Here is a 26,577-nt window from a genome sequence, read left to right as displayed (position 1 = left end):
TTAGAATAAAATAATTCCTATAAACATCATTATTATTGCAGAAATAAATAAAAATAATCCGAATAATGGATTCAAAATTACGAATTTTAAAATGGTTTTCCAACGACCTTGTTGGTAAAAATTTCTTAAAGATTTGTATAAATAGATTGGAAATAAAATTAAGAAACTAAAACCTGAAACAATGTTTGATAATTCTTGATTTATAAAATCTAGCAAATTAAACAAAATCATACAAATAAACATAAAAGTAAAATAGGTGTAAGCGAAGACGAGATGTTCTGTATAATTTATTTTTTTAGAATAGAAAACTAACCAAAAGATTATGGTTAAAATAGGTAATGATAGAAAAATAAAAAAAGGGAGTTTTTCATAAAAGAAATCAAAAACTTCTCTTTCAATGTCATTGGTTTTAAAAAATTTTGATTTGTTGTAGAGTGTTTTGTAAAAAAAGTTAGTTTCAAAGCCTAATTCTTTGAGAGCTTCTATTTCGGTTTTTTGAGGATGTTTTTTGTGGAAATTTTTAAATGATAAAGCGATATAAACAAGTGGTTTTGTACCAGATGAGATGTTTTTTTCTATAAATTCTTTAGTGTAAATAGAATCTCTGCTGTACTCGACTTTATTTTTTTTAATATTGTCTGTAAGTTTGCTTTTAATTTCGCTTTCGGGCAGTGAACTTATAATACTATCCTGTTTTTTTTCATTTTCTAGTTCTTCGTTAATTGTTATGTTTGTTTGTTCTTCTTGGTTTGTACTACCATCACCTTCTGTTAGATTAAAAGTTATAAAAAGAACTATTGAAACACTCAAAAACAAACGAAAAGGATTTGCGTATTTTTGACGTTTTCCTTCATTGAATTCTCTTGCCAAAACTCCAGGTTTTGTGAAAATTGAGACAACTGAATTTCTTAAACGCGAATCATAAGCATAGAAATTAGAAAGAAATTCTTCAAAAAAATCGGCAATAGTTAGTTTTTTGGTTGAATTAAGTTGCCCACATTGATGACAATATTTTTCGCTAATGTCTAATGCAGTTTCGCAGTTTAAACACCTCGTTCCTCTAAATTGTCTAGATTTTCTTTTGGACATTAATTTTTTATGATTTTAGAAGATGTTGTTCCGTAACCAATTACTCGGTCATATCTATCGTTATTCCCTCTGTAATAAACTATAATGTTATATGTGTTTTCTGTCTGAAAAAAGTTTCCGTCAATAGCGTTTTTGCTATCAACATTTCCTTTTTTGTCAGTTAAAGTATATTCAAAATTAACAAAACCTTGTTTCATTAAAATGGCTTTTTCATAAAAACCACTTTCTTTGTTGTATTCCATTTTGTATTCATCGGTTTTGGCATAATTATTAAACATTCCACCAACATAAATATTGTTGTTTGTAAAAGTTGTAGCTGCATCTAAAGTAAAATAAACCCAAGTATAGTCAGCTTGAATTGCTGAATTTTCGGCTCCTCTATTATAGACTAAAAATCTTCCATTGATATCTGGAAAAAAGGTGTAAATTTTATTTTTTCTTTCGTGATTTACATATAAATGGGTGTTGTAGATATCACCAGCAGTGTATTTTAAAACAGTGTTACTTGTAGCTCTAATTGTGCTATTCTCAAAATTCCAAAATTCATTGCCTGCCCAAAACTGGGTTTCATCATTGTATCTGTAGACCAATTCGTTACCAATGGTGTATTGCGGAGCAATATTATGTTTTGCAGTGTCAAAACGAGCATTTTGAAAAATACTAACTTTTACATTTTGTTTTGGGTTTTGATAAGTAGTTTCACCTAAATTAATAGTGAAATCTAAATTCTGTTTTTCTTGAATTGTTTCTATGTTTCTAGATTTTCTTACAACAGCTGGAACATTAACAATATCTTCATAAATGATAAATTTTCTTGAAAAAACAATTTCGCGTTCGTCATTAAAAACTTTGATGATATAATTTCCGCTTTTTGTTATTTGATTAAAACGATTTGGAAATTTCTGAACATAATGAGAATATAATTGTAATGTGTTGAATGAATTTTCGTAAGTTATTATTCTTTGATTGTCCATTCCTTGTAAGTATTCAACTTTTGCTAAACCTGTTGGTTTCCAATCGTAAGTATACTGAGTAATGGTATAATAATAATCAGCTTCATTGCCAAAAAGATCATCAAACTGAAGTTCAAAACCATCACCTAATCTAAAAAAAGGAATAGCAACTGAGTCTCTTTGATGAAAAGAAACTGTCTTTATATTGTATGGAGGATTGATTTCTTGTTCAATTGTTGATTGTCCAAAAATGTTAGCAAAGCCAACAATAGTAAGTATAAAAGCGTATAATTTTGTCATAAAATCATGTATAGTAGAGTGTAAATTTAGTAAATCTAAAAATAACTTTACAATAATTATGCTTGAAACCTAAAAAACAATTATTTAGAATTATTTTAAATAGCAAAATCACATGGTTAAATATTTGGTAAGCACATTGGTAAATGATTAAATTTGCACGTTTTATAAAATAGTACTAACCATATCTTCAATAAACATGTCAAAAGACATTCGAATTAAAAAAGGTTTAGACCTTAAATTGAAGGGTGAAGCAGAAAAAAATCTTTCTGTTGTTTCCCGCTCGAAAGTCTATGCTATTAGCCCTTCTGATTTTCACGGAATGACTCCAAAAATGGTGGTTAAAGAAGGAGCAAAAGTTAAAGCAGGTGAAGTGATTTTCTACTCTAAAAATGATGAGTCAGTAAAATTTGTTTCTCCAGTTAGTGGAACAATCCAAGAGATTATTCGCGGTGATAAAAGAGTTATTTTACAAATTCTTATTGCTGCTGATTCTCAAGATGTACACGTAGAGCATAGCAAAAAAAATCCAAAAGATTTATCGTCTCAAGAAGTAAAAGAACATTTGTTAGCTTCAGGTTGTTGGCCATTTATCAATCAACGTCCTTATGATGTGATTGCTAATTCTGCTGATTCACCAAAAGCAATTTTTGTTTCTGGAATTAATTCTGCTCCATTGGCTTCAGATTTGAATTTCACTTTAGAAGGTAAAAAAGAGTTTTTAAAAGCTGGTTTTGAAGCTTTAGCTAAATTGACTTCTGGTAAAGTTCATGTAACAACTAGATCAAATGCTACTTTTATGCCAGAAACTGATGCTATTGTTCTTCATAAAGGAGAAGGAGTTCATCCTATTGGATTAGTTTCAACTCAAATAGCCAAAATTGATCCTATTAATAAAGGTGAAAAAGTTTGGACTGTTCAAATGGAAGATGTTGCTATTATTGGTGAATTATTCTTAACAGGAAAAATAAATCTTCAAAGAACAGTTGCTTTAACAGGAACAGGTTTTGATAAGCCTTCTTACGTAAATGTGATTGCTGGTGCTCAAATGGCTGACGTTGTTGCTTCTAATTTGAAAGAAGGAAATTATAGAATCATCAGTGGAAACGTATTAACAGGTGATAAAAAATCTAAAGAAAATGGTTTAGGTTATTATCACAATCAAGTTACTGTAATTCCAGAAGGTGATGATTATGATTTCTTTGGTTGGAATTTACCAAGACCTAATAAGTTTAGTATTTATAGAGCAGGAATGTTTTCATTCTTAACTCCAAATAAAAAATACGATTTAAATACAAATACAAACGGAGAACATAGAGGATTTGTTTTAACAGGTAAATATGAAAAAGTATTTCCTTTAGATATTTATCCTATGGAATTATTAAAATCTATTTTAGTGAAAGACATTGATCAAATGGAGGCTTTAGGAATCTATGAAGTAGCTCCAGAAGATTTTGCTTTAACAGAATATGTTGACGTTTCTAAACAAGATCATCAAAAAATTATCCGTGCTGGTTTAGATTTGATGATTAAAGAAGTGGGTTAATTTCAAAATAAAGAAAAAAGAAAATGGGATTAAAACAAAATTTACATAATTTAAAAGAAAAGTACAAGGGTACAAAGATGGAACAAACGTTCAACGCTTTGCATACTTTTCTATATTTACCAAATATTACTACACATTCAGGAGCACATGTAAGAGATGCTGCTGATTTAAAACGTGTAATGAACACAGTAATCATGTCATTGATTCCTGCATTGATTTTTGGTATGTTCAATGCTGGTTATCAGTATTATGGTCAGATAAACGGTTTTCCTCAAGACGGAATGGCTTTTTTATCTACAAACTTTTGGAACTTAGATAATTTATTGGTTGGAGCTTCAAAGATCCTTCCAATGCTTATTGTTTCTTATGGAGTAGGTTTAGGAGTTGAGTTTATTTTCGCTACAGTTAAAAAACATGAAGTTGAAGAAGGATACTTAGTAACAGGAATGCTTGTTCCTTTAATTATGCCAATTGATTTGCCTCTTTGGATGTTAGCAGTAGCTGTTGTCTTTGGAGTTGTGATTGGGAAAGAATTATTTGGTGGAACAGGAATGAACGTGTTGAATCCAGCTTTAACAATTCGTGCTTTCTTATTCTTTAACTGGGCAGCTTGGATGTCTGGAGATAAAGTTTGGGTTCATGGAGCAAAAGAAGGTATGATGAATGCTGCTGGTACTGATGCAATTTCTGGTGAAACTATTTTAGGAACACTTGCTGCAAATAAACCTTTATTACATTCAGCTCAAGATATGTTCTTTGGATTTATTCCAGGTTCTGTTGGTGAAACTTCTACATTAATGATATTATTAGGAGCAGCTTTCTTAATTTTTACTGGGATTGGAAGTGCAAGAATCATGATTTCTTCAGTAGTAGGAGCAATTGTAATGGGACTTATATTTAATGGTCTAGTTGATTCAGGTGTAATAGTAGAAGGAAGCAAGTTTTATAGTTTAATGAACTTCCCATTCTGGCAACATTTATTAGTTGGTGGTATTGCTTTTGGTATTGTCTTTATGGCAACTGATCCAGTATCAGCATCTCAAACCGCTACAGGAAAAATTATTTATGGTTTCTTTATTGGATTCTTTAGTATATTAATACGTGTTTTCAATCCAGCATATCCAGAAGGTGTAATGATGGCAATTCTATTAATGAATGTTTTTGCACCAACAATTGACCATTATGTAGTTCAGGCAAACATAAAGAGAAGAATGAAACGTTTAAAAGTTAAAACTGCATAATTATGTCAAAACGTACAGATTCAAACGGATATACTATTATTTTTTCAATTGTGATGGTAATAGTAGTAGGAGCTTTATTAGCTTTCTTCGCTAATTTCACAAAAGCAGATAGAGTTAAAAATGATCAAGTAAAAGCACAAATAGATATTTTAAATGCTATCGGTGTTGAAGCAACTAGATCAAATGCAACTGAAATGTTTAACCAATATATTAAAGAGCAAAAAGTTATAGAAGCTGAAAAAGTTTCAGATGATGATAAAGCTTATTTAATAGATGTTAAAAAAGAATTAGATAACGCAAAAAATGGTAAAGTTCAAAAATTACCGTTATTTATTGCTGAAAAAGACGGAAAGAAAATATACATTTTACCAGTAAGAGGTAATGGTTTATGGGATGCAATTTGGGGTTATATTGCCTTAAATGAAGATTTAAAAACTGTTAATGGTGTTTATTTTGATCATAAAGGTGAAACACCAGGTTTAGGAGCTAATATTACTGAAAAATTCTTTACAGATGATTTTAAAGGAGAAAGCCTTTATAACAGTGCTGGAGATTTTAAAGGTATTGAGATTTCTAAATCAAACGGTGATCCAAACAATACTGATAAAACAGACAATCAAGTGGATGCAATATCAGGTGCAACAATTACAGGTAATGGAGTAGGTGCTATGATTAACTCTGGAATCCGTTCCTATTTACCTTATTTTTCAACATTAAAAAAATAAAAATGGCAGAAAATAAAACACAAAGCGAACCATTGTTTTCAAAGAAAAACATGGCTCTATTAAAAGATCCTTTAACAGATAGTAACCCAGTTACAGTTCAGGTATTAGGAATTTGTTCTGCATTAGCAATTACAGCTGAATTAAAAGCTTCTTTGATTATGGGACTTTCTGTAATATTCGTATTAGGAGCTGGTAATGTTGTTATCTCTTTAATGAGAAATATTATTCCTTCAGCAATTCGTATTATTGCACAACTTGTTGTAGTTGCGGCTTTAGTAATTATTGTTGACTTAACACTAAAAGCCTATGTTCCAGATTTAGCGAAGAAATTATCAGTATTCGTTGGATTGATTATTACAAACTGTATTATTATGGGACGTTTTGAAGCTTTTGCTCTAGGAAATGGTCCTTGGAAATCGTTTTTAGATGGTGTTGGTAATGCATCTGGATATGCTTTAATTCTTTTAATAGTAGGTTTCTTTAGAGAATTACTAGGTTCAGGAAAATTATTTGGTTTCCCAATACTTGGAGATGCTGTTGAAAAAACAGGTCTTTATGCTACAGGTTACGAAAATAACGGATTTATGTTGTTGGCTCCAATGGCCTTAATTACTTTAGGGTTAATTATTGGCTTTCAACGTTCAAGAAATAAAAGTCTAATAGAAACAAACTAAGAAATGGAATTATTACAATTATTTTTAAAGTCAATTTTTATTGATAATATGGTATTCGCAACATTCCTTGGAATGTGTTCGTACTTAGCAGTTTCTAAAAAAGTTTCAACGGCAGTTGGACTTGGTGCAGCAGTAATTTTCGTAATGTTTGTTACAGTACCATTAAACTACTTATTAGATCAATATATCCTTAGACCAGGTGCTTTAGTTTGGTTAGGAGAAGAATATGCTGATTATGATTTAAGTTTCTTAACTTTTATTTTATTTATTGCAACCATTGCTACAATGGTACAATTAGTAGAAATGATTGTTGAAAAATTTGCTCCAGCTTTGTATACCTCATTAGGTATATTTTTACCTCTTATCGCTGTAAACTGTGCTATTTTAGGAGGTTCATTATTTATGCAACAAAAAGAATTTAATAATTTAACGGAAGCAACTGTTTATGGTGTGGGTTCTGGAATTGGATGGTTCTTAGCAATTGTTGCTATTGGTGCAATTAGAGAAAAAATTAGATATTCAAATGTGCCTGATGCCTTTAGAGGTTTAGGAATGACATTTATATTAACAGGATTAATGGCAATTGGTTTCATGTCTTTTGGAGGTATGTTAACTGGTGGTGATGAACCTGCAAAGAAAGAGGTTGTAGAGAATGTTGATTCAACTGAAGTTATAATGGAAGTGGAAGAAACTGTAAAAGATTCAACAGCTTTAGAAATAGTAACTGATTCATTAACTAAAATAGCTCAATAAAAAGTATGATAGTTCTAGAAGTAACAACTGGTGGTTTAATCAGTACGACAGTAATAGCATTTTTAGTATTGTTATTGGTTTTAGTGGGAGTAATTTTGTTTGCAAAATCTAAATTAGTTTCATCTGGTCCAGTATCAATTAAGATTAATGGAGAAAGTGAAATTGAAGTAAATTCAGGAAACACATTATTATCTACTTTAGGTAATTCAAAAATTTTCTTACCATCTGCTTGTGGTGGTGGTGGAACATGTGTTCAGTGTAAATGTATCGTTAAAGAAGGTGGTGGAGAAGCATTACCAACTGAAACACCTCATTTCTCAAGAAGAGAGTTAGCAGAAGGATGGAGATTGGGTTGTCAAGTTAAAGTTAAAAATGATATGGTTATCGAAGTTCCAGAAGAAGTATTTGGAATTAAAAAATTCGAAGCTAAAGTATATTCAAACTATAACGTAGCCTCTTTTATTAAAGAATTCATCGTTGAATTGCCAGAAGATATGCATTATGAAGCTGGTGGTTATATCCAAATTGAAATCCCAGAATGTGAAATCAAATATGCTGATATAGATATTACGGCTCACCCAGAAGAACATCCAGGTGAACCAGAAAAATTCAAAGCTGAATGGGATAAATTTAATTTATGGCCATTAGTAATGAAAAATGATTCTTTAGTTGAAAGAGCTTATTCAATGGCTTCTTACCCTGCTGAAGGAAGAAAAATTATGTTAAACGTTCGTGTTGCTACTCCACCATGGGATAGAAACATTAACGGTTGGGCAAAAGTAAATCCAGGAATTGCATCATCTTATATTTTCTCAAGAAAAGCTGGAGATCCAGTTGTAGTTTCAGGACCTTATGGAGAATTCTTCATCAATGAGTCTGAAGCAGAAATGTTATATGTTGGTGGTGGTGCTGGTATGGCTCCAATGCGTTCTCACTTATATCACCTTTTCCGTACTATCAAAACAGGAAGAAAAGTAACTTATTGGTATGGTGGACGTTCAAAAAGAGAGTTGTTCTATACAGAGCATTTTAGAGCATTAGAGAAAGATTTCCCTAACTTTAAATTCTATTTAGCACTTTCTGAACCACAACCAGAAGATAACTGGAAAATTAAAGAAGATATCAATGCAGAAGGAGATGGATTTGTAGGATTCATTCATAATGTTGTAATTGATAATTATTTATCTAAACATGAAGAACCAGAAGATATTGAATTGTATTTCTGTGGACCACCAATGATGAACAACGCTGTTCAAAAAATGGGTGAAGACTTTGGTTTAGATCCAGAAAATATTAGATTTGATGACTTTGGAGGATAATCTAAATACACATAACCGATTCAGAAATGAGTCGGTTTTTTATTTTATTTAATGTTCTAAATTTTTCATTTTCTATTTTAGTATCTTTGCTTTATGGAAGAACTTTCAGAACAAGAATTGCATCAAATTGCTATGAATCATGTGGGAAAAGACCTTGAGAAAAAAGGTTTTGAATTCATAGCTATCAATAGTCAGCTTAAGAAACATCCTCAGTTTGTTTGTGTGGATACTCAAAATACCTTACATTTTGTAATGGTTCAAGCTGTTCCTTATCCCATAAACCCTGATGAGCCAAATGTACTTTTTTTAGAAACATTTCTCAATCATGCTAGGAAAAAAAATGCCAAAGTTCTATTTGCAGGAGTTGGAATAGCCAATGCAGAAGACTTTGAAAAACCAGTTTATACATCATCAGATTACATCATCAATTATAATGGATATAAAGAAATTATTTAGTTTTTTAGGTTTAGCTTTAATGTTTATTTCTTGCCAAAAAGAGGAAGGATTTCAAATTATTCAAGGAGAAGCACAAGGGAGCACTTATAGTATTAAATATATTGCAAATGAAGAAATAGTTTCTAAAAGACAAATTGATTCTTTATTACTCGCTTTTGACATGTCTTTGTCTACTTATCGTGAAGATTCTAAAATTTCAAAAATCAATGCTGGAGATTCAACTATTGTAGTTGATGATTTTTTTGAGGAAACTTTCAAAGCTTCTAACCAAATTTTTAAGGAAACAAATGGCCTTTTTGATCCAACAATAGGTGTTTTAGTAAATGCTTATGGTTTTGGTCCAAAACATGAAAGAGTAGTATTAAATCAAAAACAAATTGATAGTTTATTAAATTTTGTAGGTTTTGATAAAGTCAAATTGAATGCAAACATAACTATTTCCAAAGTTCACAAAGAAACTTATTTCGATTTCAATGCCATTGCTCAAGGATATTCAGTAGATGTTGTGGTAGATTTCATGAAGTCAAAAGGAATTGAAAATGGTATTGTTGAAATTGGTGGAGAATTAATAGGCTTTGGAAAAAATACTATCGATGATAAAAATTGGATAATCGGAATTGATGATCCACTTCAAAAACCTGAAGAACGCACTTTAATTGCAAAAATTAAAGTAGAAAATCTAGGAATGGCAACTTCAGGAAATTATAGAAAAATAGTAACGGATTCAATTACAGGAGAAAAATTCGTACACACCATAAACCCAAAAATTGGTAAACCTCAAAAAGGAAATGTTTTAAGTGCAACTGTTTTAGCTCCAACTTGTATAATGGCTGATGGATATGCTACAGCTTTTATGGTTATGGATATTAAAAACGGAATTGAATTTGCGAATAACCATCCTGATTTATTCGTGCTCTTAATTTATAGAGATGAAAATAATAAAGTGCAACAGTTTAAAACAGGTAATTTCAAAGATTTAATTCAATAAATTACTTGTAACAAACCGGAATAATTTCTCCTTTTGCTAAACAATATTTTTCGACTAATTCAGGGCTGATTTTAGACGTATAATCTTCTTCAATAACTTTGAAGCCAATGCTTCTTAATTTGTCAAAATAATCTCGTCCATATACTCTTACATGATCATATTGTCCAAATATTTTAGCACGCTCTTTTTCATCAGTAATAGAATCATCAGAAAAAGTGACTTCACGAAATAAATCTTGAGGAATTTGAAATATGCCCATTCCACCTGGTTTTAAAACACGATATAATTCTTGCATAGCTTTAGTGTCATCAGGAATGTGTTCCAAAACATGGTTGCATAAAATAATATCATATTGGCTGTCTTCAAAAGGTAAATTGCAAATATCTGCTTTTACATCAGCTAAAGGTGAAAATAAATCAGTTGTAGTATAATCTAAGTTTTTTTGATTTCTAAATCGTTTGTAAAACGCTTGTTCAGGAGCAAAATGCAAAACCTTTAGTTTACTTTCAGAAGTGAAAAAATTAGTTTCATTTTGCAGATATAACCACAACAAACGGTGCCTCTCTAACGAAAGTGTACTTGGTGATAAAACATTATTTCTTTGCGTTCCATAACCATAAGGTAAAAACATTTTAAAGCTTTTTCCATCTATTGGATCAGTAAATTTAGTTCCTTTAAGTAGTAAAGCTAAAACAGGTCGAGCCACATAACTCAATCGAATTAATATAGGTCTTGGAATTGTGTTGAGGATTAGTTTAAATAATTTTTTCATAATAGCATAGAAAGTAACATTATTATTCCGAAAATTATTGAAAAAATAACAATTACTCCCATATATAAAAGTAAGAATAATAAGAGATATTTTATGGCAGAAAAAATGCTTTGTTTTAAATTTTGACTGTAAAGTTTTTTAAATACATATATAGTAAAAATAACCATAATTGACATAAAAAGAACAGAATAAGACATAAATGATATTCCGATGATGTTTACTAAAAGCAATTGCAAAATCAAAGTAACAAAACCAAGATTAGTTTGTATATAGCTATTGAAAACTAAGTGTTCGAAAAAATTATGTCCTCTTTTTCTATAAATAATATAACTAGTAAGGGCATAAATAGGTAAAAGCATTAAAACAATGAAGTTATAATAGTTCATGAAAGAGTTCATGTATTCTTTCATGTCAAATTTTGGCACTTCAACTGATGAGTTACTTGTTTTAAAACCCTTATTGAAACCTTCAGAATAATCATTTAGACTATCCATTGGAAAAAATTTATAAAAAAATACAGCTATAGTAGCAAATAGAATTATATAAGAAAAAGGTTGAAAATATTTTTTTCTTGCACCACTGATATAAGCTTCTAATACATCTTTAGGATTGGTAAATAACCCTAAAAATGTTCTCCAAAAATTATTGTCCCAACTAAAAAACGGACCAACAAATTCTTCCCAAGTTCCTTTCAAAGAAAGTCTATCATGAACAATTTTTGAACCGCAATTGGAGCAATATTTGTTGTTTTCATTGATTTCGAATGTACAAGACTTGCAAATCATAAATTTATAACACTAGTGCTTTTTGACGTAATCCGTCTTCTTCATTACTTACAATTCCTAAAGCTTCATAAATATAAGCAAAAGTGGAAAGCAATTCTGGTTTTCCATCAACTATCGCAACATCATGTTCAAAATGAGCACTTGGTTTGTTGTCAGCCGTTGTAATCGTCCAACCATCTTTGTGTTGTTTGATGTTTTTAGTTCCTAGATTTATCATAGGCTCAATCGCAACTACCATTCCATCAAGTAATTTCTTCCCACGACCACGTTTTCCGTAATTAGCTACTTCAGGGTCTTCGTGCATTTTTCTTCCAATTCCATGTCCACATAATTCACGAACAACACCATATCCATGAGCTTCGCAGTAAGTTTGAATAGCATTTCCTATATCTTCCACACGATTACCTACTTTTGTGGCTCTAATTCCTTCATACAAAGATTCTTTAGTAACTTTTAAAAGTTTCTTAGTAGCTTCTTCTACTTCCCCAACTTCAAAAGTATAAGCATGATCACCATAAAAACCATTTTTCAAAGCACCACAATCAACTGAGATAATATCACCATCAACTAATGGAATATCATTTGGAATACCATGAACCACTTGTGTGTTTGGACTCATACATAAAGAATTTGGAAAACCATACATGCCTAAAAAAGCAGGTTCAGCTCCATGATCACGAATGAATTCTTCGGCTAACTTATCCAAATATAAAGTCGTAACACCTGGTTTAATTTCTTTAGCAATCATACCAAGAGTTTTCGAAACGATTAATGCACTTTCACGCATCAATTCAATTTCTTCTAGGGTTTTAATAATAATCATATCCAAATTTTCTGAACAGCAAAAGTACAATTTTTATACAATAAGAATAACAATTTCAAAATCAAGTTCAATTTCTTAGTAATTATGATTTTCTCACTTCATACTTTGCACTTCTAATTTTGTACTTTGAAAGATGAGATAAATCATGTTTTAAGTAAATTTTCAATTTTAACTTTGCATAAAAATTCATAGGTATGAGTAAATATGTTTCCGCAGCAGAAGCTGTACAAGTTGTTAAATCAGGAGATAGGGTGTATTTACAAGCTGCAGCAGCTGCACCAACTATTTTAGCAAATGCATTAACAGAAAGAGCATCAGAATTAAGAAATGTTGAAATTTGTCACTTACATATTGAAGGAGAAGCTCGTTATGCCAATCCAGAATTGGTGGATAGTTTTCATGTCAATTCATTTTTCCTAGGTGCCAATGTTCGTCACACATTAAAAGCAGGAAATGGTTCATATACTCCTGTTTTTCTTAGTGAATTGCCTCGATTATTTAGAAAAAATGTTTTGCCTTTAGATGTAGCTTTCATTCATGTGTCTCCTCCAGATAGTCATGGGTATTGTTCGTTAGGGGTCTCTGTTGAAGCTACAATAGCAGCCATCGAAAACGCAAAAATTGTTATTGCACAAGTTAATCCCCAAATGCCAAGAACTTTTGGAGATGGAATTTTGCACGAATCTGAGATTGATTACTTGGTTGATGTTAACGTGCCTATTTATAGTCATGATGTTGTGCCTTTCTCACCAGAAGAAGAAAAAATTGGTTCTTATATTGCTTCATTAATTGAGGATAGAAGTACGCTTCAAATGGGAATTGGTTCCATTCCAAATGCTGCTTTGAGTAAATTGATTAATCATAAAGATTTAGGATTACACACCGAAATGTTTTCTGATGGAGTTATTGATTTAATTGAGAAAGATGTTATCAATTGCAATTATAAAGGCACTTTAAGAGGAAGAGCTTTAGCGACATTTTTAATGGGTTCCAAAAGATTATATGATTTTGTGAATGATAATCCTTTTTTAGAAATGAAAGAATCCTCTTTTGTAAACGACACAGCTAAAATTAGAAAAAATCCTAAAATGGTTGCTATTAATTCTGCTATTGAAGTTGATTTAACTGGACAAGTTTGTGCCGATTCAATAGGTAGTAGAATGTATTCAGGTGTGGGTGGTCAAATGGATTTTATTCGTGGTGCTTCTTTGAGTGAAGGTGGAAAGGCTATCATTGCTTTACCTTCAATTACAAAAAATGGTGAAAGTAGAATTGTTCCGTTTCTAAAACAAGGAGCAGGTGTGGTTACTACTCGTTCTCATGTGCAATATATTATTACCGAAAATGGTATTGCCGATTTGTATGGTAAAACATTAAAACAAAGAATTAAAGAGTTAGTTCAAATAGCACATCCTAGCCATCAAGAGCGAATTGAAAAAGAATATTTTGAAATGCTAACTTGTATGTAATTCAATTTGTTGAGATGATTTTAAGTTTATGTTTCTGTAAATATTTGAAAATAAACGAAATAAAAAGTTTTTGTATTGTTTAAAAGATTACCTTTGGCTCAATAAAAAAAATTTTAGATGAACATTTTCGTAGGAAGTCTTCCATTCAGTATTGAGGAAGCAGATTTAAGAGGTTATTTTGAAGAGTATGGTACTGTTGATTCAGTAAAAATCATTTCTGATAAATTCACAGGTAGAAGTAAAGGATTTGGTTTCGTAGAGATGCCAAGTGATGAAGAGGCTCAAAAAGCTATTGATGAGTTAAATGGAGGTTCAATTGATGGAAGAACTATTGTAGTTAATAAATCTGAGCCAAAACCAGAAGGAGAAAGAAGAAGCTTTAACAATAACCGCGGTGGAAACGGTGGTGGAAGAGGTGGTTATAACGACAGAGACAACAACAGAGGTGGAGGTCGTTTTTAATATTTCTTTTAAAAACAAAAAAAAATCCCGATGTATTTCGGGATTTTTTTTGCTTTATAAATTAGGGTTAGCTATTGTTTTGTATAAACCAATTATTGAATTATAAAATTCATTTTCTAATTTTAGCACATTAATTTTAGAACTAACCAAACTGTTCTCTCTAGAATTGATTAGAAAAATTGAACTTTCTCCCAATGTAAATAAGCGTTCTTCTCCAGAAAGCATTACATTATAACTCTCAACTAATTCTTCATTTATAGTAATTTGTTTTTCTAAAGAAGCAATTTCGACTTGTTGAGACTCAATTTTATTTTTTAAACTTACTCTTTCGGATGCAAGCGAAAATTCGGTATCCTGAACTTTTAGTTTAGATAATTTTAGTTTGGCTCTTTCTTTTCTCAAAAAAATAGGAAAGGAAAAATTCACTCCAACTTTATAATCTTCAAAACGATAATCATCAAAAGTACTTGGTTCGGAAATATAATTGTAACTCAAATCTATTTTTGGTAGCAACATATTAGCACTAAGACCTTGTTCAATCTTTAACATGTCAACTTTTGTGTTTAATGCATTAATTTTAGGATGATTGTTGATATCAAAATCCATTAAATTATTTAATTCCAAAGTGTTTTTAATGGTCTGAGACAAATTTTCTTCTGGAAAAAGATTTTCATCTAATTCAACAGGAATATTGTTTTCTAGCCACAAATAATTGGATAATTCTAATCTGGATTTTTGAAGTTTCAATTTTGCATTCTCTAAATTTAACCTTCTTGATTTTATAGTGATTCCTGATTCGGTACTATCAATTGCGGGTTTATCTCCTTGTTCAATGAGTTTTAAAACTCCATTATATCTTTTTTTAGCATTTTCTAGATAATCTTCATAAAGAACAACTTCACTAAAATTTTTTTTCCATTCGAAATAAGCAACAGATGCTTGGTGCAATATTTCAACAGCTTCTAAGTTTCTTTCAAATTCACTAAGTTGTTGTTGTAATTTAGCATTTCTAATATCAGCCATTCGTTGATTAATGAATAAACCTTGTCCAATAGGAACAGTAATTCCCAAAGAAGTTAATCCAGCATTTGGTAAAGTGTTCTGTGGATTGATGTAGATTCCTTCGTTGTTATCAAAAGCAGCTTTTATTTCAATTCCATACCATGTTGGGATTTTGAAACTTCCATTAAAAATAGAATAATAATTCTTGTCAGCAAATTGTTTTTCATTGTATTCAGCTTCTAATTTTGGATCAAAAGCACCTCGAGCTTGCATTAGTAAAGCTTGAGCTTCATTCAATTTTAAATTAGCTTGCTTAACCAAAGGATGAAATTTTTTTACATATCCTAAGTATTCATTATATGTAAACTCTTTTAAGTTCTTTTCTTGAGCTATAATAATTGAACAGAAGAACAAGAAAAGGAAAATAATATTTTTCTTCATTTTTATTTTTTTTCAGTATCTGATTTTTCTGTAGTATAATAATTAGGAGGAAAACCATTTAATGTTCTCCAAATTTCAAACCAAATAGGAACAGTATCTAACAATGCAATAGTTTGAGTTCCTGCTCCAATGCTAAGTTTTTTTGGCCATTCTTTTTCAGTATTATCTGGAGCAATAAGTACTCTATATTTTCCATTTTCGCTGATAAAATTCTCTTTAGCAACAATTACACCTCCAAAAGTTCCATAGGAAGCTCCTGGCCAACCACTAAAAACAATTGAAGGCCAACCATCAAACCAAACTCTAACTTTTTCTCCTTTGTTTATCAATGGAAAATCAACTGGTGAAATATATGTTTCTACAGCAATATCAAAATTAGAAGGCATGATACTTACAATTGGAGTTCCTTCTTTAAGAGTTTCTCCTAAACCAGATTGCAAAGCTCTATTGATGTATCCGTTTTGTGGTGCTAAAATGTAATACATTCCATTTCTAATTTGGTAGTTTGTGTATTGATTTTTTAGCTTGTTAACTTGTGCTTCGGTATCAAATTGCGAACTTAAAGCGGTTTGCTTATCACTTTGAGCTTTAGCTGTTTTTTCAGAATATTCAGCTAAAATTCTATTTAATTCCATTCTAGCATTAAGAACTTCGTTTTGAGAAGCTATATACTTGTTTTCTTGAGTAATAATTTTTGCTTCTGTATCTTGAAGTTTAACACGCTTTTCTTCAACATCTGTTAGAGGTTTTAAACCTTCTTTATTTAGATTAACAGCACGATTGAATTGAGTTTTGGCAATTGTCAATTGGGTTTTTACAGCTTCTAAATCAATACTGTCACTTTGCACTTTTAAATGAGCTTGTTTTAATTTGTTTTGAGCTTGTTTGTATTTTAAAGCTCTTTCATTGCTAATAGCTCCAATTTGACTTTCAAGTGCTTTTACTTTTGAAGCATATGAATTTGCAGCACCTTCTTTTGCTATAACTTGATTTCCTGTGTTTTCAACTAAATTTGGATCTAAATACCCTTCTTTAATTTCAGAAATAAATAAAATTGTATCCCCTTTTTTTACAAAATCCCCTTCATTAACATACCATTTTTCAATTCTACCTGCTATGCTTGTATGAATAGTTTGCGGTCTTTGATTGGGTTTTAAGGTTGTTACTTTTCCTGTTCCTGATACATTTTGTGTCCAAGGAAGAAAAAGAAAAATAACTAAACAAATAACACAAGCCCAAAGGGTTCTTTTGATCATTAAATATCCTTTGTTGTCTTCAAGTACTTTGGTTGACTTATATTTTTTTATTTCAACCCATTGGTCTATTCTGTTCTTCGTAATATTTAACATAATAAATTATTTAATGGATTTTATTTGACCTTTTTCTAATGTTATAATTTGGTTGCATTTTTCTTTCCAATATTTGCTTTTTGAAACTACAACTAATGTCCATGGATTTGATTTGTCTGTTAGCATATCAATAACTCTTCCAGCTGTATATTTGTCAAGTTTGTCAACGGGTTCTTCTAAAAATAAAATCTTAGGTTTAGTAATAAGAACTCTTGCTAACAATATTTTTTGAACAGCAGAAGAGTTGACTTGCTTGCCTTCAGAAAGTAAAGGAGTTTCTAAACCTAATGGTAATGATTTTATCAATGTGGTTAGTTCTAATTTTTCTAAAACTTCATTTACATCAGTCATTGAAACAGTTGGGCAACTACATGTTATGTTTTCATAGATTGTGCCTTCAAATGTGGAATCGCTTAATGTAATAACACCTATTTTAGATCGGTATTCTTCAAATGAAAATTTCTTATAATTGGTGTTGTTAATGAAAATTGTACCTGCTGAAGGTTCGATTAATCTAGATAATAACCTAATTAAAGTTGTTTTTCCAGAACCATTTTCACCTTGTATTAAGATTCTATCACCTGAATTGATGGATAAATTTACATCTTTAATCACTGGTAAATCTGCATCAGGAAATTGAAAAGTTAATTGCTCAGTAGTTAAGTTGATTTCTTCATTTTCCAATGAGTAATTAGTAATTGTTTTTTCTTTTTCTAAATCTAAATCAACAACAGTACCTAGTTTTTCTAAAGATGTAATAACATCATAAAAAAGTTCTAATCCATAGAAAAGTTTTTCAACAGCAGCGATGATTGTGATAATAACAATTTCAGCAGCAACAAATTGACCTATATTCATTTGCTGACCTAAAACCAGCATTCCTCCAATGATTAGTAATCCTGCAGAAATTAACACTTTAAAACCTGTTAACTGTATAAATTGTCTTCTTAATACTTTAAAATGGCTTTCTCTATATTGAAGATATTCATTTACTAAATAATCATTTTTGTTTAGAGAGAAATTAAATAATTTATCATTCTTAAAACTCAAATTATTTCTAGCAATTTCTTGCAACCAGTGAGCAACTTTGTACTTGTATTTTGATTCTTTTAAACTCGTTTTTAAACCTGAATCGAAATTTATTTTAAATATCAAATAAAGTAGTATTAATAAAATAATTCCAAAAAAGATAAAAAAAGAATGGTATAAAGACAGTAATAAAATACCAAATACAATTTGTAAAGCAGCTGTTGAAACCTCTAAAATTAATTTAGAAAATCCTTTTTGAACAGTTAATGTATCAAAAAAACGGTTTGCTAATTCTGGTGGTGAAAAATTATATAGTTGCTCAAATTTTATTTTTGGAAAACGATAAGCAAATTCAAAAGAGGAACGCACAAATATTTTTTGTTGAAGATTTTCTGTAATTCTAAACTGCATTATTTTTAATATTCCAACAAAAGCTACACCAGTAACAACTATTATTACTAATACAATCCAAGAAGTGCTTATTTTGCCAGCTTGGATAAAATTAATAATTGCTTGTATTCCTAAAGGAATGGATAAACTTATTAATCCACCAATAATTGAGTATATAAATAGCTGATAGATATCTCTTTTGTCAGCTTTTATTAAGTTTTTAAATCTTTCAATGGGTTTCATTTATAGTACTTTTTTTATGATGTCTAAATAGAATTCGGTAATGGAATTATCGTCAGATAAATTAGTGATGTTTTTAAAATGATCTTTCAAATAATTTTGATGTAAAGTTCCTTCTACAATTGAAGAAGCTAAACTTTTTGCATAAGGATAATTAGGATTTGCTTCTTCAATCATTTCTATAATTCTACAAATTACCCTTTTGTAAACTGAGAAAAAGCCTTCTTTGTTTTCTTCATCCACTTCTTTTGTTAAAAGCGTTTTAGTAAACTCTGAAATAATAATTCTATTTAAAATTGATTCATCAATATGTGGAGTTTTTTGATCGTCTTCAATTTTTTGAGTAACAATTTTTATTCCTTTGACTAATTTCTCAACAGGATTTGAAATGTTATTTGTTTCAAAAACTAAATTGTATTCTATCCATGACCAATACCAAGAAGATAAATAAACTAATAATTTATGTTTATTTGTAAAATACCTGTAAATCGAACTTTCATTAGACTGAATTTTTACTCCTAATTTTTTAAAAGTGAAAGATTCAAATCCAATTTCATCAATTAAAATGATACTGTTTTGAATAATTTTTTTGCCTAATTCTGAAGTTTCAGGGTCTTTGACATACAATTTGTCATTGATTGTTATTTTGAAACTTGTAAATAAGTTTTGCATAATCATAAGTTTTACTTTGCAAATATAATAGTATTACTATCAATTTGTAACAGTTTAACTTTTGATTAAGATTTGTTCAAAAAAAATCCCGAAGTAAATCGGGAAGTTTTTGTTTTATATGGTTGTTAATTTGAATAGTTAGGTTTGTAATCTTTGCCAGAAAGAATGTCTAACATGTCTTGTTCTAAACTAATTATAGGAGATTCTACAATTCGATTAATCTCAACTCCTTTTTCATAAAAAATGAATGTAGGAACATTTGTAACATTTAATCCAGCTTCTAAATTTGAAGGTGTTGTTTTGTTCTTATCCATAGCTATTAAAGTAATTCCTCTATCTTTAAATTGGCATTCTTGTAATACTTTATAAAAATCAGGCACTTGATTATGGCTGTCTTCGCACCAAGTTCCCATGAAAATGGTTACGGTAATATTAGTTACCTTATCTTTTAATTGATTTGTAATTTCTTGATTAGGTTGATACTCATTAAAACCCGAAATAAACCAAGAGTCAAAAGGAGCTTTTTCTAAATCAGATTTTGAGGCTTTTCCTATCATAATTTTTTCGTTGTTTGAAGTAATTATTTTTCCTGTTGGACTACAATTTAAAAACATAAAAGGTAGTAATATTAATAATATTTTTTTCATTATAATAAAGATTTACATGTCATGGCTTCAGGTTTTTGAACACCCATTAATTCTAAAATAGTTGGAGCTAAATCTCCCAAAACACCATTATTAATATTTTTTAATTCTTTATCTACTAAAATTATTGGTACTGGATTAGTAGTATGAGCTGTATTTGGACTTCCATCAGGATTAATCATAGTTTCACAATTTCCGTGATCTGCGATTATAATAGTTGTATAATGGTTTTCTAAAGCTGTTTCAACAACTTCTTTGACACAAATATCAACGGCTTCACATGCTTTTATGGCTGCTTCCATTACTCCAGTGTGACCAACCATGTCTCCATTGGCAAAATTTAAACACACAAAATCTACTTCTCCTTTTTGAAGTTCTGGAATTAAAGCATCTTTTAATTCAAAAGCACTCATTTCAGGTTGTAAATCGTAAGTAGCTACTTTTGGTGAGTTTTTTAAAATTCTGCTTTCACCAATAAAAGGCTCTTCACGACCACCAGAAAAGAAGAAAGTAACGTGTGGGTATTTTTCTGTTTCAGCAATTCGAATTTGTTTTTTGTTTGCTTTTTCTAAAACCTCTCCAAGTGTTTCGGTAATATTGTCTTTGTCATAAATTACGTGAACATTTGAATACGTGTCGTCATAATTGGTCATAGTCACATAATACAAATTCAACTTATGCATGTTTTGTTCATGAAAATCCGTTTGTGATAAGGTTTCGGTTAATTCTCTACCTCTGTCTGTTCTGAAATTAAAGAAAATAACAACATCATCGTCTTTAATTGTTGATAATGGATTTTGATTTTCATCAGTAACAACTAATGGTTTGATGAATTCATCGGTTACATCATTGGCATAACTTTCATGAATATTTTTTACTGGATTTGTTGTTTTTGTTCCTATTCCATTTACTACTAAATCGTATGCTAACTTAACTCTTTCCCAACGTTTATCTCGGTCCATTGCATAATAACGACCAATGACTGAGGCTAATTTTGCGTTGGTGTTTTGTAAGTAGTTTTCTAAGTCTAAAATATAATTAGCTCCAGATTTTGGATCAACATCACGTCCATCAGTAAAAGCATGAACAAACATGTTTTTAACACCTTCAGCTTGTGCAACGTCAATTAAACCTCTCAAATGAGAAGTGTGACTATGAACTCCACCATCAGAAACTAAACCTAAAAAATGAACAGTCTTATTGTTTTTCTTAGCATAATCAAAAGCATCCATCAACGGTTTTTCTTGATTCATGGTTTTATTAGCTACAGCCAAATTTATTTTAGCTAAATCTTGATATACAATTCGTCCAGCTCCAAGATTCATGTGTCCTACTTCAGAATTTCCCATTTGACCTTCTGGTAAGCCAACATTTAGACCATCAGTTCTTAAAAGTGCATTTGGATATTTGGTATATAAACTATCTATAAAAGGTGTATTTGCATTATCAATTGCAGAAACTTTTGGGTCAGGAGATTTTCCCCAACCATCTAAAATCATTAAGATTACTTTCTTGTGCATTGGATTTGTTTTTCAATTAACAAATCCAAAGGTATTAAATTACAACCAATTTTTAGCTTGATTGTAGTCAATAAAATAACGAATACTAACAGAAAAAGTGTGATTTAAATTATCCGCAAATACATTATTTAGATTACTACCATAACTTTTATTAATTACTCTGTTAAAATCAGAAGCATTATTGCGATAAAGAACAGTTGCTTGACTTCCTGGAGCAAACCACCAAGAATAAGATAAATCTAAGTTCCAAGTATTAAAATTGGAATTTTTATTAGCATTGTAAGCTAAATTTTCTAGCAACCTACCATTTTCTTGTAAAGTGAAGAATTTATTGTTCTCAGCATAAGATAAATAATGACGAACAGACAGGCTAAAATTCATTTGACTACTAATAGAATATTTACCGGTTAATGTGTTGTTAATAGTGTTTCTATCTCTTCGTGCCATTATAATTTCGTCTGAAGATGATAAATAATCAACCCAACCAATATTATTTTTTTGGATGTTAGGACTGATTGAATAGATTAACGAAAGTTTGTCACTAAATCGGTATCTTGGACTAACAAATAAACTATAGTCTTCTCTACCTGGTTCATTTAATTTTGTGTAATCAATGTTGACATCCAAGGCAAATTTATAGTTGTAGTTTGTTGAAACGCTAAACCAACTTCCGTAGTATTCAGGTAATATTAAATAGCGATCATTTATACGTGCTTCATAGTAATCATAACTTTCAAAAGGTCTTGCATTAAAACCTAATCCAAAATAATGATTCTTTTTTGTGTTTGAATTGATATTAATATTGAAATTATTATCTTGAATGTAATTTGAAGTGTTGTTGAACTCCATATAACTATTCAAGTTTACTCTAAAGGTGTTAAAATATTTTGTTGGATTTAAAATACGATAACTTGCACTTGAAAAAATGTCATAATAATTGGTTAAAAAATTAATACCTAAATCATTATTATCAAAATCTTTTGAAACATAATCAGCTCCTAAACTATATCTGATTTTTCCTGAAGTTTCTGCTAAATAAATGGATGAGTTAATTCCGCTTTTATTTTCGATATCGTATACACTACTTGCAGTAATTTTCCCTGATAAATTATAAGTATTCGCTTTGGTGTTCAAATCAAAAAGCAACCCTGAAACATTTGCATCTCTAAAACTTCCATCTCTAGTAACATTTGTGTTAATAAAAGTAACAGAAGAATTTTGATTAAAACGTTGGTCAAAAACAGTAACATTATAATTTGTCAATGGAGATACAACTGCTTCACGCGAAGTTCCATCATCAGTATTTCTAATATTCACTGTTGTTTTTTTGGTAATTGCATTTAAAAAACCAATTCCAAGACCTTCATTATTTCTCCCAGATATTTTTATGGCATTTAGTAAATTAACAGTACTAGGAAATTTATCTATTATTTCATTGTCTGCCAAGTTAGGATAAAACTCTGGACCAGCTCCAATTCTACGAGAATACAATAAATTTCCCTTATTGAATAAATCTGTTCCTTCTGTGAAAAAAGGTCTGTTTTCATTAAATTGTTGTTCAAAAGGACCAAGGTTTAAAACCACATTGTCAAATTTTGTTTGTCCAAAATCAGGAACCAAAATTGCATCTAACGTAAACGCATCATTTATTCCATATTTAATATCTAAACCTCCTTTTTGAGTAAAAGTAGTTTCTTCTTTATTTGAATTTAAATAGGAAGATGCATATGGAATTAAAAACAATCGAGTAGGAGGTGTTATTTTTTTAATACCAGTTAAAATTCCAGCTTGTTGCGAAAAAGCACCAATTTTATTGTCGATGTAGTTCCAAGTATATTTTTGTCTGTTCCTTCGTACTTCTCTAAAAAAATTAATTCCCCATGTTTGAATGTCTGTACTTGGAAATCTCAAAGCAGCATAAGGAATTTTCATTTCTACAACCCAACCATAATCGGTAATTTTGACTTTACTATTCCAAATAGCATTCCAAGAGTAATCTTCACCATCTTGGGAAGTAAAGTTACAATCAGCTTGACCATTTGCAGCTGTTACATAAAACATAAAATCTTGTTGACCATCATTGTAACCATTTATAAAAACACCAAACAAATCGCTTGTTCCAAAGTTGTCTCTTTCTGTAATTTCTTTTAAAATTTTTGAAGGTTCATTGTCATAAAGGATAGCTCCAATATAAACAGCATCGTTATCATAAGCTACTTTGATTTCGGATCTTAATTCTTCTGGAATTGGTGTTCCGTTTTTGGGTTCAAAAGAAGTAAAATCTTTTGCAACTTGAGCTGTTTCCCAGATAGATTCATTTAATTCTCCATCAATAGTTATAGTTTCTGAAGCAAATTTAGCATCCAGTATTTTTTTTGAAATAGTGATTTCTTGACTGTAGATTGAAACAGAAAAAAGTAGAACAAAAAAAGCTTTAAAATTAAAAGACATTTAGTTTTTTTAATTTTGTCTTAGATATATAGAAAACAATTGAGATAAAATTACTTAAAAAATATTTTTAGCCTGATTGTAATCAATATAATATCTAAAACTGATTGAAATAGTATTGTTTGGGTTATTAGACAAAACATTTTTCAAATTGTTACTAAAGTTGGTGTTAAAATTTCTTTCTGCTAAACTAGCATTATTTCTATATAACACAGAAACTAAACTTCCGGGAGCGAACCACCAAGTATATGATAAATCAAAATTCCAGATATTTTGATTTATATTTTTGTTTAAATTATAAGTTGTGTTGTCATCAAAATAACCGTCTTCTCTTAAAGTTAGAAATTTGTTATTAATTGCATTGGCCCAATAATATCTGACTTTTAAATTAAAATTCATGACATTATTAATGGAGTATTTGCTTGTTATTTGATGTTCCAATGTGTTAATATCTCTTCTAGCATAGATGATGTTGTTATTGTTGTAATCTACTAAACCAATGTCGTTTCTATCTTTGATTCCTCTTACTCCATAGCGTACAAAAAACTTATCACTGAATCGATATTCTTGACCTAAACTAATGGTGTAGCTTTTGCGACCAGGTTGATCATGTTTAACAAAATTACCTGTTAAATCAAAAGAGTATCTCCTGTTTCTGTTAGATGAAATTACAGAAGTTAAATCAAAATATTTTGGATTGTAATTGTATCTTCCATCAATTCCTGGAAAATAAAAATCAAATGTTTCAAAAGGACTTAATGTTGCGTTTAATTTTAAAGCATCATTCTTCAAACTAAAAAAATCTCCAGTGAAAGAAATAGTTCCTAATTGTAATTTGTTAGTACTGTTTTCAAATTCAGTATTAATATCAGATTGTAATTTGATGTTGTTAAAATGTGATGTCTTTTTTAAAGTTCTATAACTTCCGTTTGTGTTGAATGAATAATAATTGTTTCTAAATATAATTCCTAAATCATTGTGATCATAGTTTTTTGAAATGTACCCAGAACCAAAACCATATTGGTATTTTCCTTTTGTGTCACCAAAAAATAAAGATGAATTTGTTCCTCTTTTGATGGTTCCAAAATCATTTATGTAGCTAAATTTAGAGTCACCTGATAATTTATAAGTGTTGGCTCTAGTATTTAAATCAAAGATTAATCCTGAAACATTTGCGTCTCTTGGAGAGCCATTTCTTATTACACTAGTATTTATAAATGAAACAGAAGAATTTTTTCTGAAACGCTGATCTAAAACAAAAATATTAAAGTTAGTAAAAGGTTCAATTAATTCTTTTCGGGTTTGATTAGTGGTTGTATTTGAAATTTCAGCATAAGTGTCTTCCGTAATAGCATTTAAGAATCCAATTCCCAATCCTTTTGAGGTTCTTCCAGAAATTTTTACTGCATTTAATAAGTTTGTTGTGTTTGGGTTTTCTGTAATTTCTTCATCAGCACTTAAAATGGGTTCCAATATAGGTGCTCCACCAATTCGTCTCGAATAAAATAAATTTCCTTTGTTAAATAAATCGGTTCCTTCCGTAAAGAAAGGTCTGTTTTCGTTAAATTGTTGCTCAAAAGGGCCTAAAACCAAATTAACATTATCAAAAGTAGTTTGTCCAAAATCAGGAACTAAAATTGCATCTAAAGTAAATGAATCGTTAATTCCATACTTAATGTCCATTCCAATTTTGAATTTATTGTCAGAACCATTGTCATTATTATTGTGGTAATAAGAAGTGTATGGAATAAAAAATAAACGCGTTGGAGGTTTTATGTTTTCAATTCCTTCTAGTATTCCAGCTTGAACTACTTCGTTGTTTAGATTACTGTCGATAAAATTCCAACAATAACTAGTATTATCTTTTTTGATTTCTCTATACATATTTAAACCCCAAATTTGCTTTTCATTTTCAGAAAAACGCAATGCAGCATAAGGAATTTTAAATTCGGCAACCCAACTATTCTCAGTAATTTTTACTTTACAATCCCAAATGGCATCCCAAGTGTAATCTTCACCAGCAGAAGTTGCAATAGCATCTAATTGAACACCAGCAGCACTAATGAAAAAACGATATTCTAATTGGTTGTCATTAAATCCGTTGAAGAAAACACCAAAATGGTCGGAAGTTCCAAATTGATCTCTGAGTTTAATTTCTTTTAAAATGTTTTCGGGATTATCATACATTGTAGCTCCAACATATATTGCATCATCATCATATAGAATTTTAACTTCTGTTTTTTTATCTGGATTTTCTTCTTTCCCGTTATCTGGATAAAACATTATGAAGTCTTTTAATGGCAAAGCATTGTTCCATTCTTCTTCATTTAATTTTCCATCAACAGCAATATGATTACTAACCCGATGTGCTTGGGCAACTTTTTTATTAGAGGTTTGAGAATTTACTGCATATGTACTTAATGTAAGAACATACAAATAAAGAAGTCTTTTGAGCATTAGTTAATAAATGTTGGGTATGCAAGTATAAAT

At 30.0% G+C, this 26,577-nt stretch carries 23 protein-coding genes; 10 read left to right on the top strand and 13 right to left on the bottom strand.

The window, feature by feature from the left end:
• A complete protein-coding gene (locus ACFO3U_RS03765; protein WP_379738397.1) occupies positions 1 to 1,089 on the bottom strand; it encodes a DUF3667 domain-containing protein in 1,089 nt (362 codons plus the stop codon).
• Positions 1,089 to 2,342, bottom strand: coding sequence for a type IX secretion system plug protein (locus ACFO3U_RS03760; protein WP_379738396.1), 1,254 nt, complete (start codon positions 2,340 to 2,342; stop codon positions 1,089 to 1,091). Before ACFO3U_RS03760 ends, ACFO3U_RS03765 begins: the two co-directional genes overlap by 1 nt.
• A gap of 196 nt (positions 2,343 to 2,538) precedes the next feature.
• Here ACFO3U_RS03760 and ACFO3U_RS03755 point away from each other — a divergent pair, with 196 nt between their 5' ends.
• The 8 genes from ACFO3U_RS03755 (at position 2,539) to ACFO3U_RS03720 (ending at position 10,041) form a co-directional block, all read left to right on the top strand.
• Complete coding sequence (locus ACFO3U_RS03755) at positions 2,539 to 3,885, top strand: Na(+)-translocating NADH-quinone reductase subunit A (RefSeq protein ID WP_379738395.1); 1,347 nt, start codon at positions 2,539 to 2,541, stop codon at positions 3,883 to 3,885.
• 23 nt (positions 3,886 to 3,908) lie between these two features.
• Positions 3,909 to 5,126: an NADH:ubiquinone reductase (Na(+)-transporting) subunit B gene (locus ACFO3U_RS03750; RefSeq protein ID WP_379738394.1), complete on the top strand. Its 1,218-nt coding sequence runs from the start codon at positions 3,909 to 3,911 to the stop codon at positions 5,124 to 5,126.
• Positions 5,127 to 5,128: 2 nt separating this feature from the next.
• Positions 5,129 to 5,851, top strand: a complete 723-nt coding sequence (gene nqrC / locus ACFO3U_RS03745; RefSeq protein WP_379738393.1) for an NADH:ubiquinone reductase (Na(+)-transporting) subunit C — start codon at positions 5,129 to 5,131, stop codon at positions 5,849 to 5,851.
• Between the two features lie 2 nt (positions 5,852 to 5,853).
• Complete coding sequence (locus tag ACFO3U_RS03740; protein WP_379738392.1) at positions 5,854 to 6,525, top strand: NADH:ubiquinone reductase (Na(+)-transporting) subunit D; 672 nt, start codon at positions 5,854 to 5,856, stop codon at positions 6,523 to 6,525.
• Positions 6,526 to 6,528: 3 nt separating this feature from the next.
• Positions 6,529 to 7,278, top strand: coding sequence for an NADH:ubiquinone reductase (Na(+)-transporting) subunit E (gene nqrE, locus ACFO3U_RS03735; protein ID WP_379738391.1), 750 nt, complete (start codon positions 6,529 to 6,531; stop codon positions 7,276 to 7,278).
• A gap of 5 nt (positions 7,279 to 7,283) precedes the next feature.
• Positions 7,284 to 8,597, top strand: coding sequence for an NADH:ubiquinone reductase (Na(+)-transporting) subunit F (gene nqrF / locus ACFO3U_RS03730; RefSeq protein ID WP_379738390.1), 1,314 nt, complete (start codon positions 7,284 to 7,286; stop codon positions 8,595 to 8,597).
• A 93-nt stretch (positions 8,598 to 8,690) separates the two neighbouring features.
• Complete coding sequence (locus ACFO3U_RS03725; RefSeq protein WP_379738389.1) at positions 8,691 to 9,053, top strand: Na(+)-translocating NADH-quinone reductase subunit F; 363 nt, start codon at positions 8,691 to 8,693, stop codon at positions 9,051 to 9,053.
• Positions 9,031 to 10,041: an FAD:protein FMN transferase gene (locus ACFO3U_RS03720; protein ID WP_379738388.1), complete on the top strand. Its 1,011-nt coding sequence runs from the start codon at positions 9,031 to 9,033 to the stop codon at positions 10,039 to 10,041. Before ACFO3U_RS03725 ends, ACFO3U_RS03720 begins: the two co-directional genes overlap by 23 nt.
• Before the next feature lies 1 nt (position 10,042).
• Here the strand turns inward: ACFO3U_RS03720 and ACFO3U_RS03715 are convergent, their stop codons facing one another.
• From ACFO3U_RS03715 to map, 3 genes are read right to left on the bottom strand one after another with little or no spacing between them, the layout of a single operon-like run.
• A complete protein-coding gene (locus ACFO3U_RS03715; RefSeq protein ID WP_379738387.1) occupies positions 10,043 to 10,813 on the bottom strand; it encodes a class I SAM-dependent methyltransferase in 771 nt (256 codons plus the stop codon).
• Positions 10,810 to 11,598, bottom strand: a complete 789-nt coding sequence (locus tag ACFO3U_RS03710) for a DUF3667 domain-containing protein (RefSeq protein ID WP_379738386.1) — start codon at positions 11,596 to 11,598, stop codon at positions 10,810 to 10,812. The genes ACFO3U_RS03715 and ACFO3U_RS03710 overlap by 4 nt, the downstream gene beginning before the upstream one ends.
• Before the next feature lie 4 nt (positions 11,599 to 11,602).
• A complete protein-coding gene (map, locus tag ACFO3U_RS03705; RefSeq protein ID WP_379738385.1) occupies positions 11,603 to 12,421 on the bottom strand; it encodes a type I methionyl aminopeptidase in 819 nt (272 codons plus the stop codon).
• 194 nt (positions 12,422 to 12,615) lie between these two features.
• On the opposite strand from map, the gene ACFO3U_RS03700 reads away from it, so the two are divergent.
• Together ACFO3U_RS03700 and ACFO3U_RS03695 are read left to right on the top strand one after the other, a co-directional pair.
• Positions 12,616 to 13,890, top strand: coding sequence for an acetyl-CoA hydrolase/transferase family protein (locus ACFO3U_RS03700; protein WP_379738384.1), 1,275 nt, complete (start codon positions 12,616 to 12,618; stop codon positions 13,888 to 13,890).
• Positions 13,891 to 14,007: 117 nt separating this feature from the next.
• Positions 14,008 to 14,352 carry an RNA recognition motif domain-containing protein gene (locus ACFO3U_RS03695; RefSeq protein WP_379738383.1) on the top strand — a complete coding sequence of 115 codons (345 nt, stop codon included), beginning with the start codon at positions 14,008 to 14,010 and terminating at the stop codon, positions 14,350 to 14,352.
• A gap of 54 nt (positions 14,353 to 14,406) precedes the next feature.
• On the opposite strand, the gene ACFO3U_RS03690 is transcribed toward ACFO3U_RS03695, so the two are convergent.
• The 8 genes from ACFO3U_RS03690 to ACFO3U_RS03655 form a co-directional block, all read right to left on the bottom strand.
• The gene (locus ACFO3U_RS03690) at positions 14,407 to 15,795 is read right to left on the bottom strand and encodes a TolC family protein (RefSeq protein WP_379738382.1); all 1,389 of its coding nucleotides are present in this window, start codon (positions 15,793 to 15,795) and stop codon (positions 14,407 to 14,409) included.
• A 2-nt stretch (positions 15,796 to 15,797) separates the two neighbouring features.
• Positions 15,798 to 17,144, bottom strand: a complete 1,347-nt coding sequence (locus ACFO3U_RS03685) for an HlyD family secretion protein (RefSeq protein WP_379738381.1) — start codon at positions 17,142 to 17,144, stop codon at positions 15,798 to 15,800.
• Between the two features lie 6 nt (positions 17,145 to 17,150).
• Positions 17,151 to 18,806, bottom strand: coding sequence for a peptidase domain-containing ABC transporter (locus tag ACFO3U_RS03680; RefSeq protein ID WP_379738380.1), 1,656 nt, complete (start codon positions 18,804 to 18,806; stop codon positions 17,151 to 17,153).
• A complete protein-coding gene (locus tag ACFO3U_RS03675; RefSeq protein WP_379738379.1) occupies positions 18,807 to 19,475 on the bottom strand; it encodes a TetR/AcrR family transcriptional regulator in 669 nt (222 codons plus the stop codon). It abuts the gene before it with no gap.
• A 125-nt stretch (positions 19,476 to 19,600) separates the two neighbouring features.
• Positions 19,601 to 20,122, bottom strand: coding sequence for a thioredoxin family protein (locus ACFO3U_RS03670; RefSeq protein WP_379738378.1), 522 nt, complete (start codon positions 20,120 to 20,122; stop codon positions 19,601 to 19,603).
• On the bottom strand, positions 20,122 to 21,639 hold the full coding sequence (gpmI, locus tag ACFO3U_RS03665) for a 2,3-bisphosphoglycerate-independent phosphoglycerate mutase (protein WP_379738377.1): 1,518 nt from the start codon (positions 21,637 to 21,639) through the stop codon (positions 20,122 to 20,124). The genes ACFO3U_RS03670 and gpmI overlap by 1 nt, the downstream gene beginning before the upstream one ends.
• 39 nt (positions 21,640 to 21,678) lie before the next feature.
• Positions 21,679 to 24,090, bottom strand: a complete 2,412-nt coding sequence (locus ACFO3U_RS03660) for a DUF5916 domain-containing protein (RefSeq protein WP_379738376.1) — start codon at positions 24,088 to 24,090, stop codon at positions 21,679 to 21,681.
• A 54-nt stretch (positions 24,091 to 24,144) separates the two neighbouring features.
• Positions 24,145 to 26,544: a DUF5916 domain-containing protein gene (locus tag ACFO3U_RS03655; RefSeq protein ID WP_379738375.1), complete on the bottom strand. Its 2,400-nt coding sequence runs from the start codon at positions 26,542 to 26,544 to the stop codon at positions 24,145 to 24,147.
• Positions 26,545 to 26,577 lie beyond the last annotated feature (33 nt).

The sequence above is a fragment of the Flavobacterium ponti genome, from assembly GCF_042652765.1.
GTDB classification, from domain to species: domain Bacteria; phylum Bacteroidota; class Bacteroidia; order Flavobacteriales; family Flavobacteriaceae; genus Flavobacterium; species Flavobacterium ponti.
This window is presented reverse-complemented; position numbering and strand designations above follow the sequence as displayed.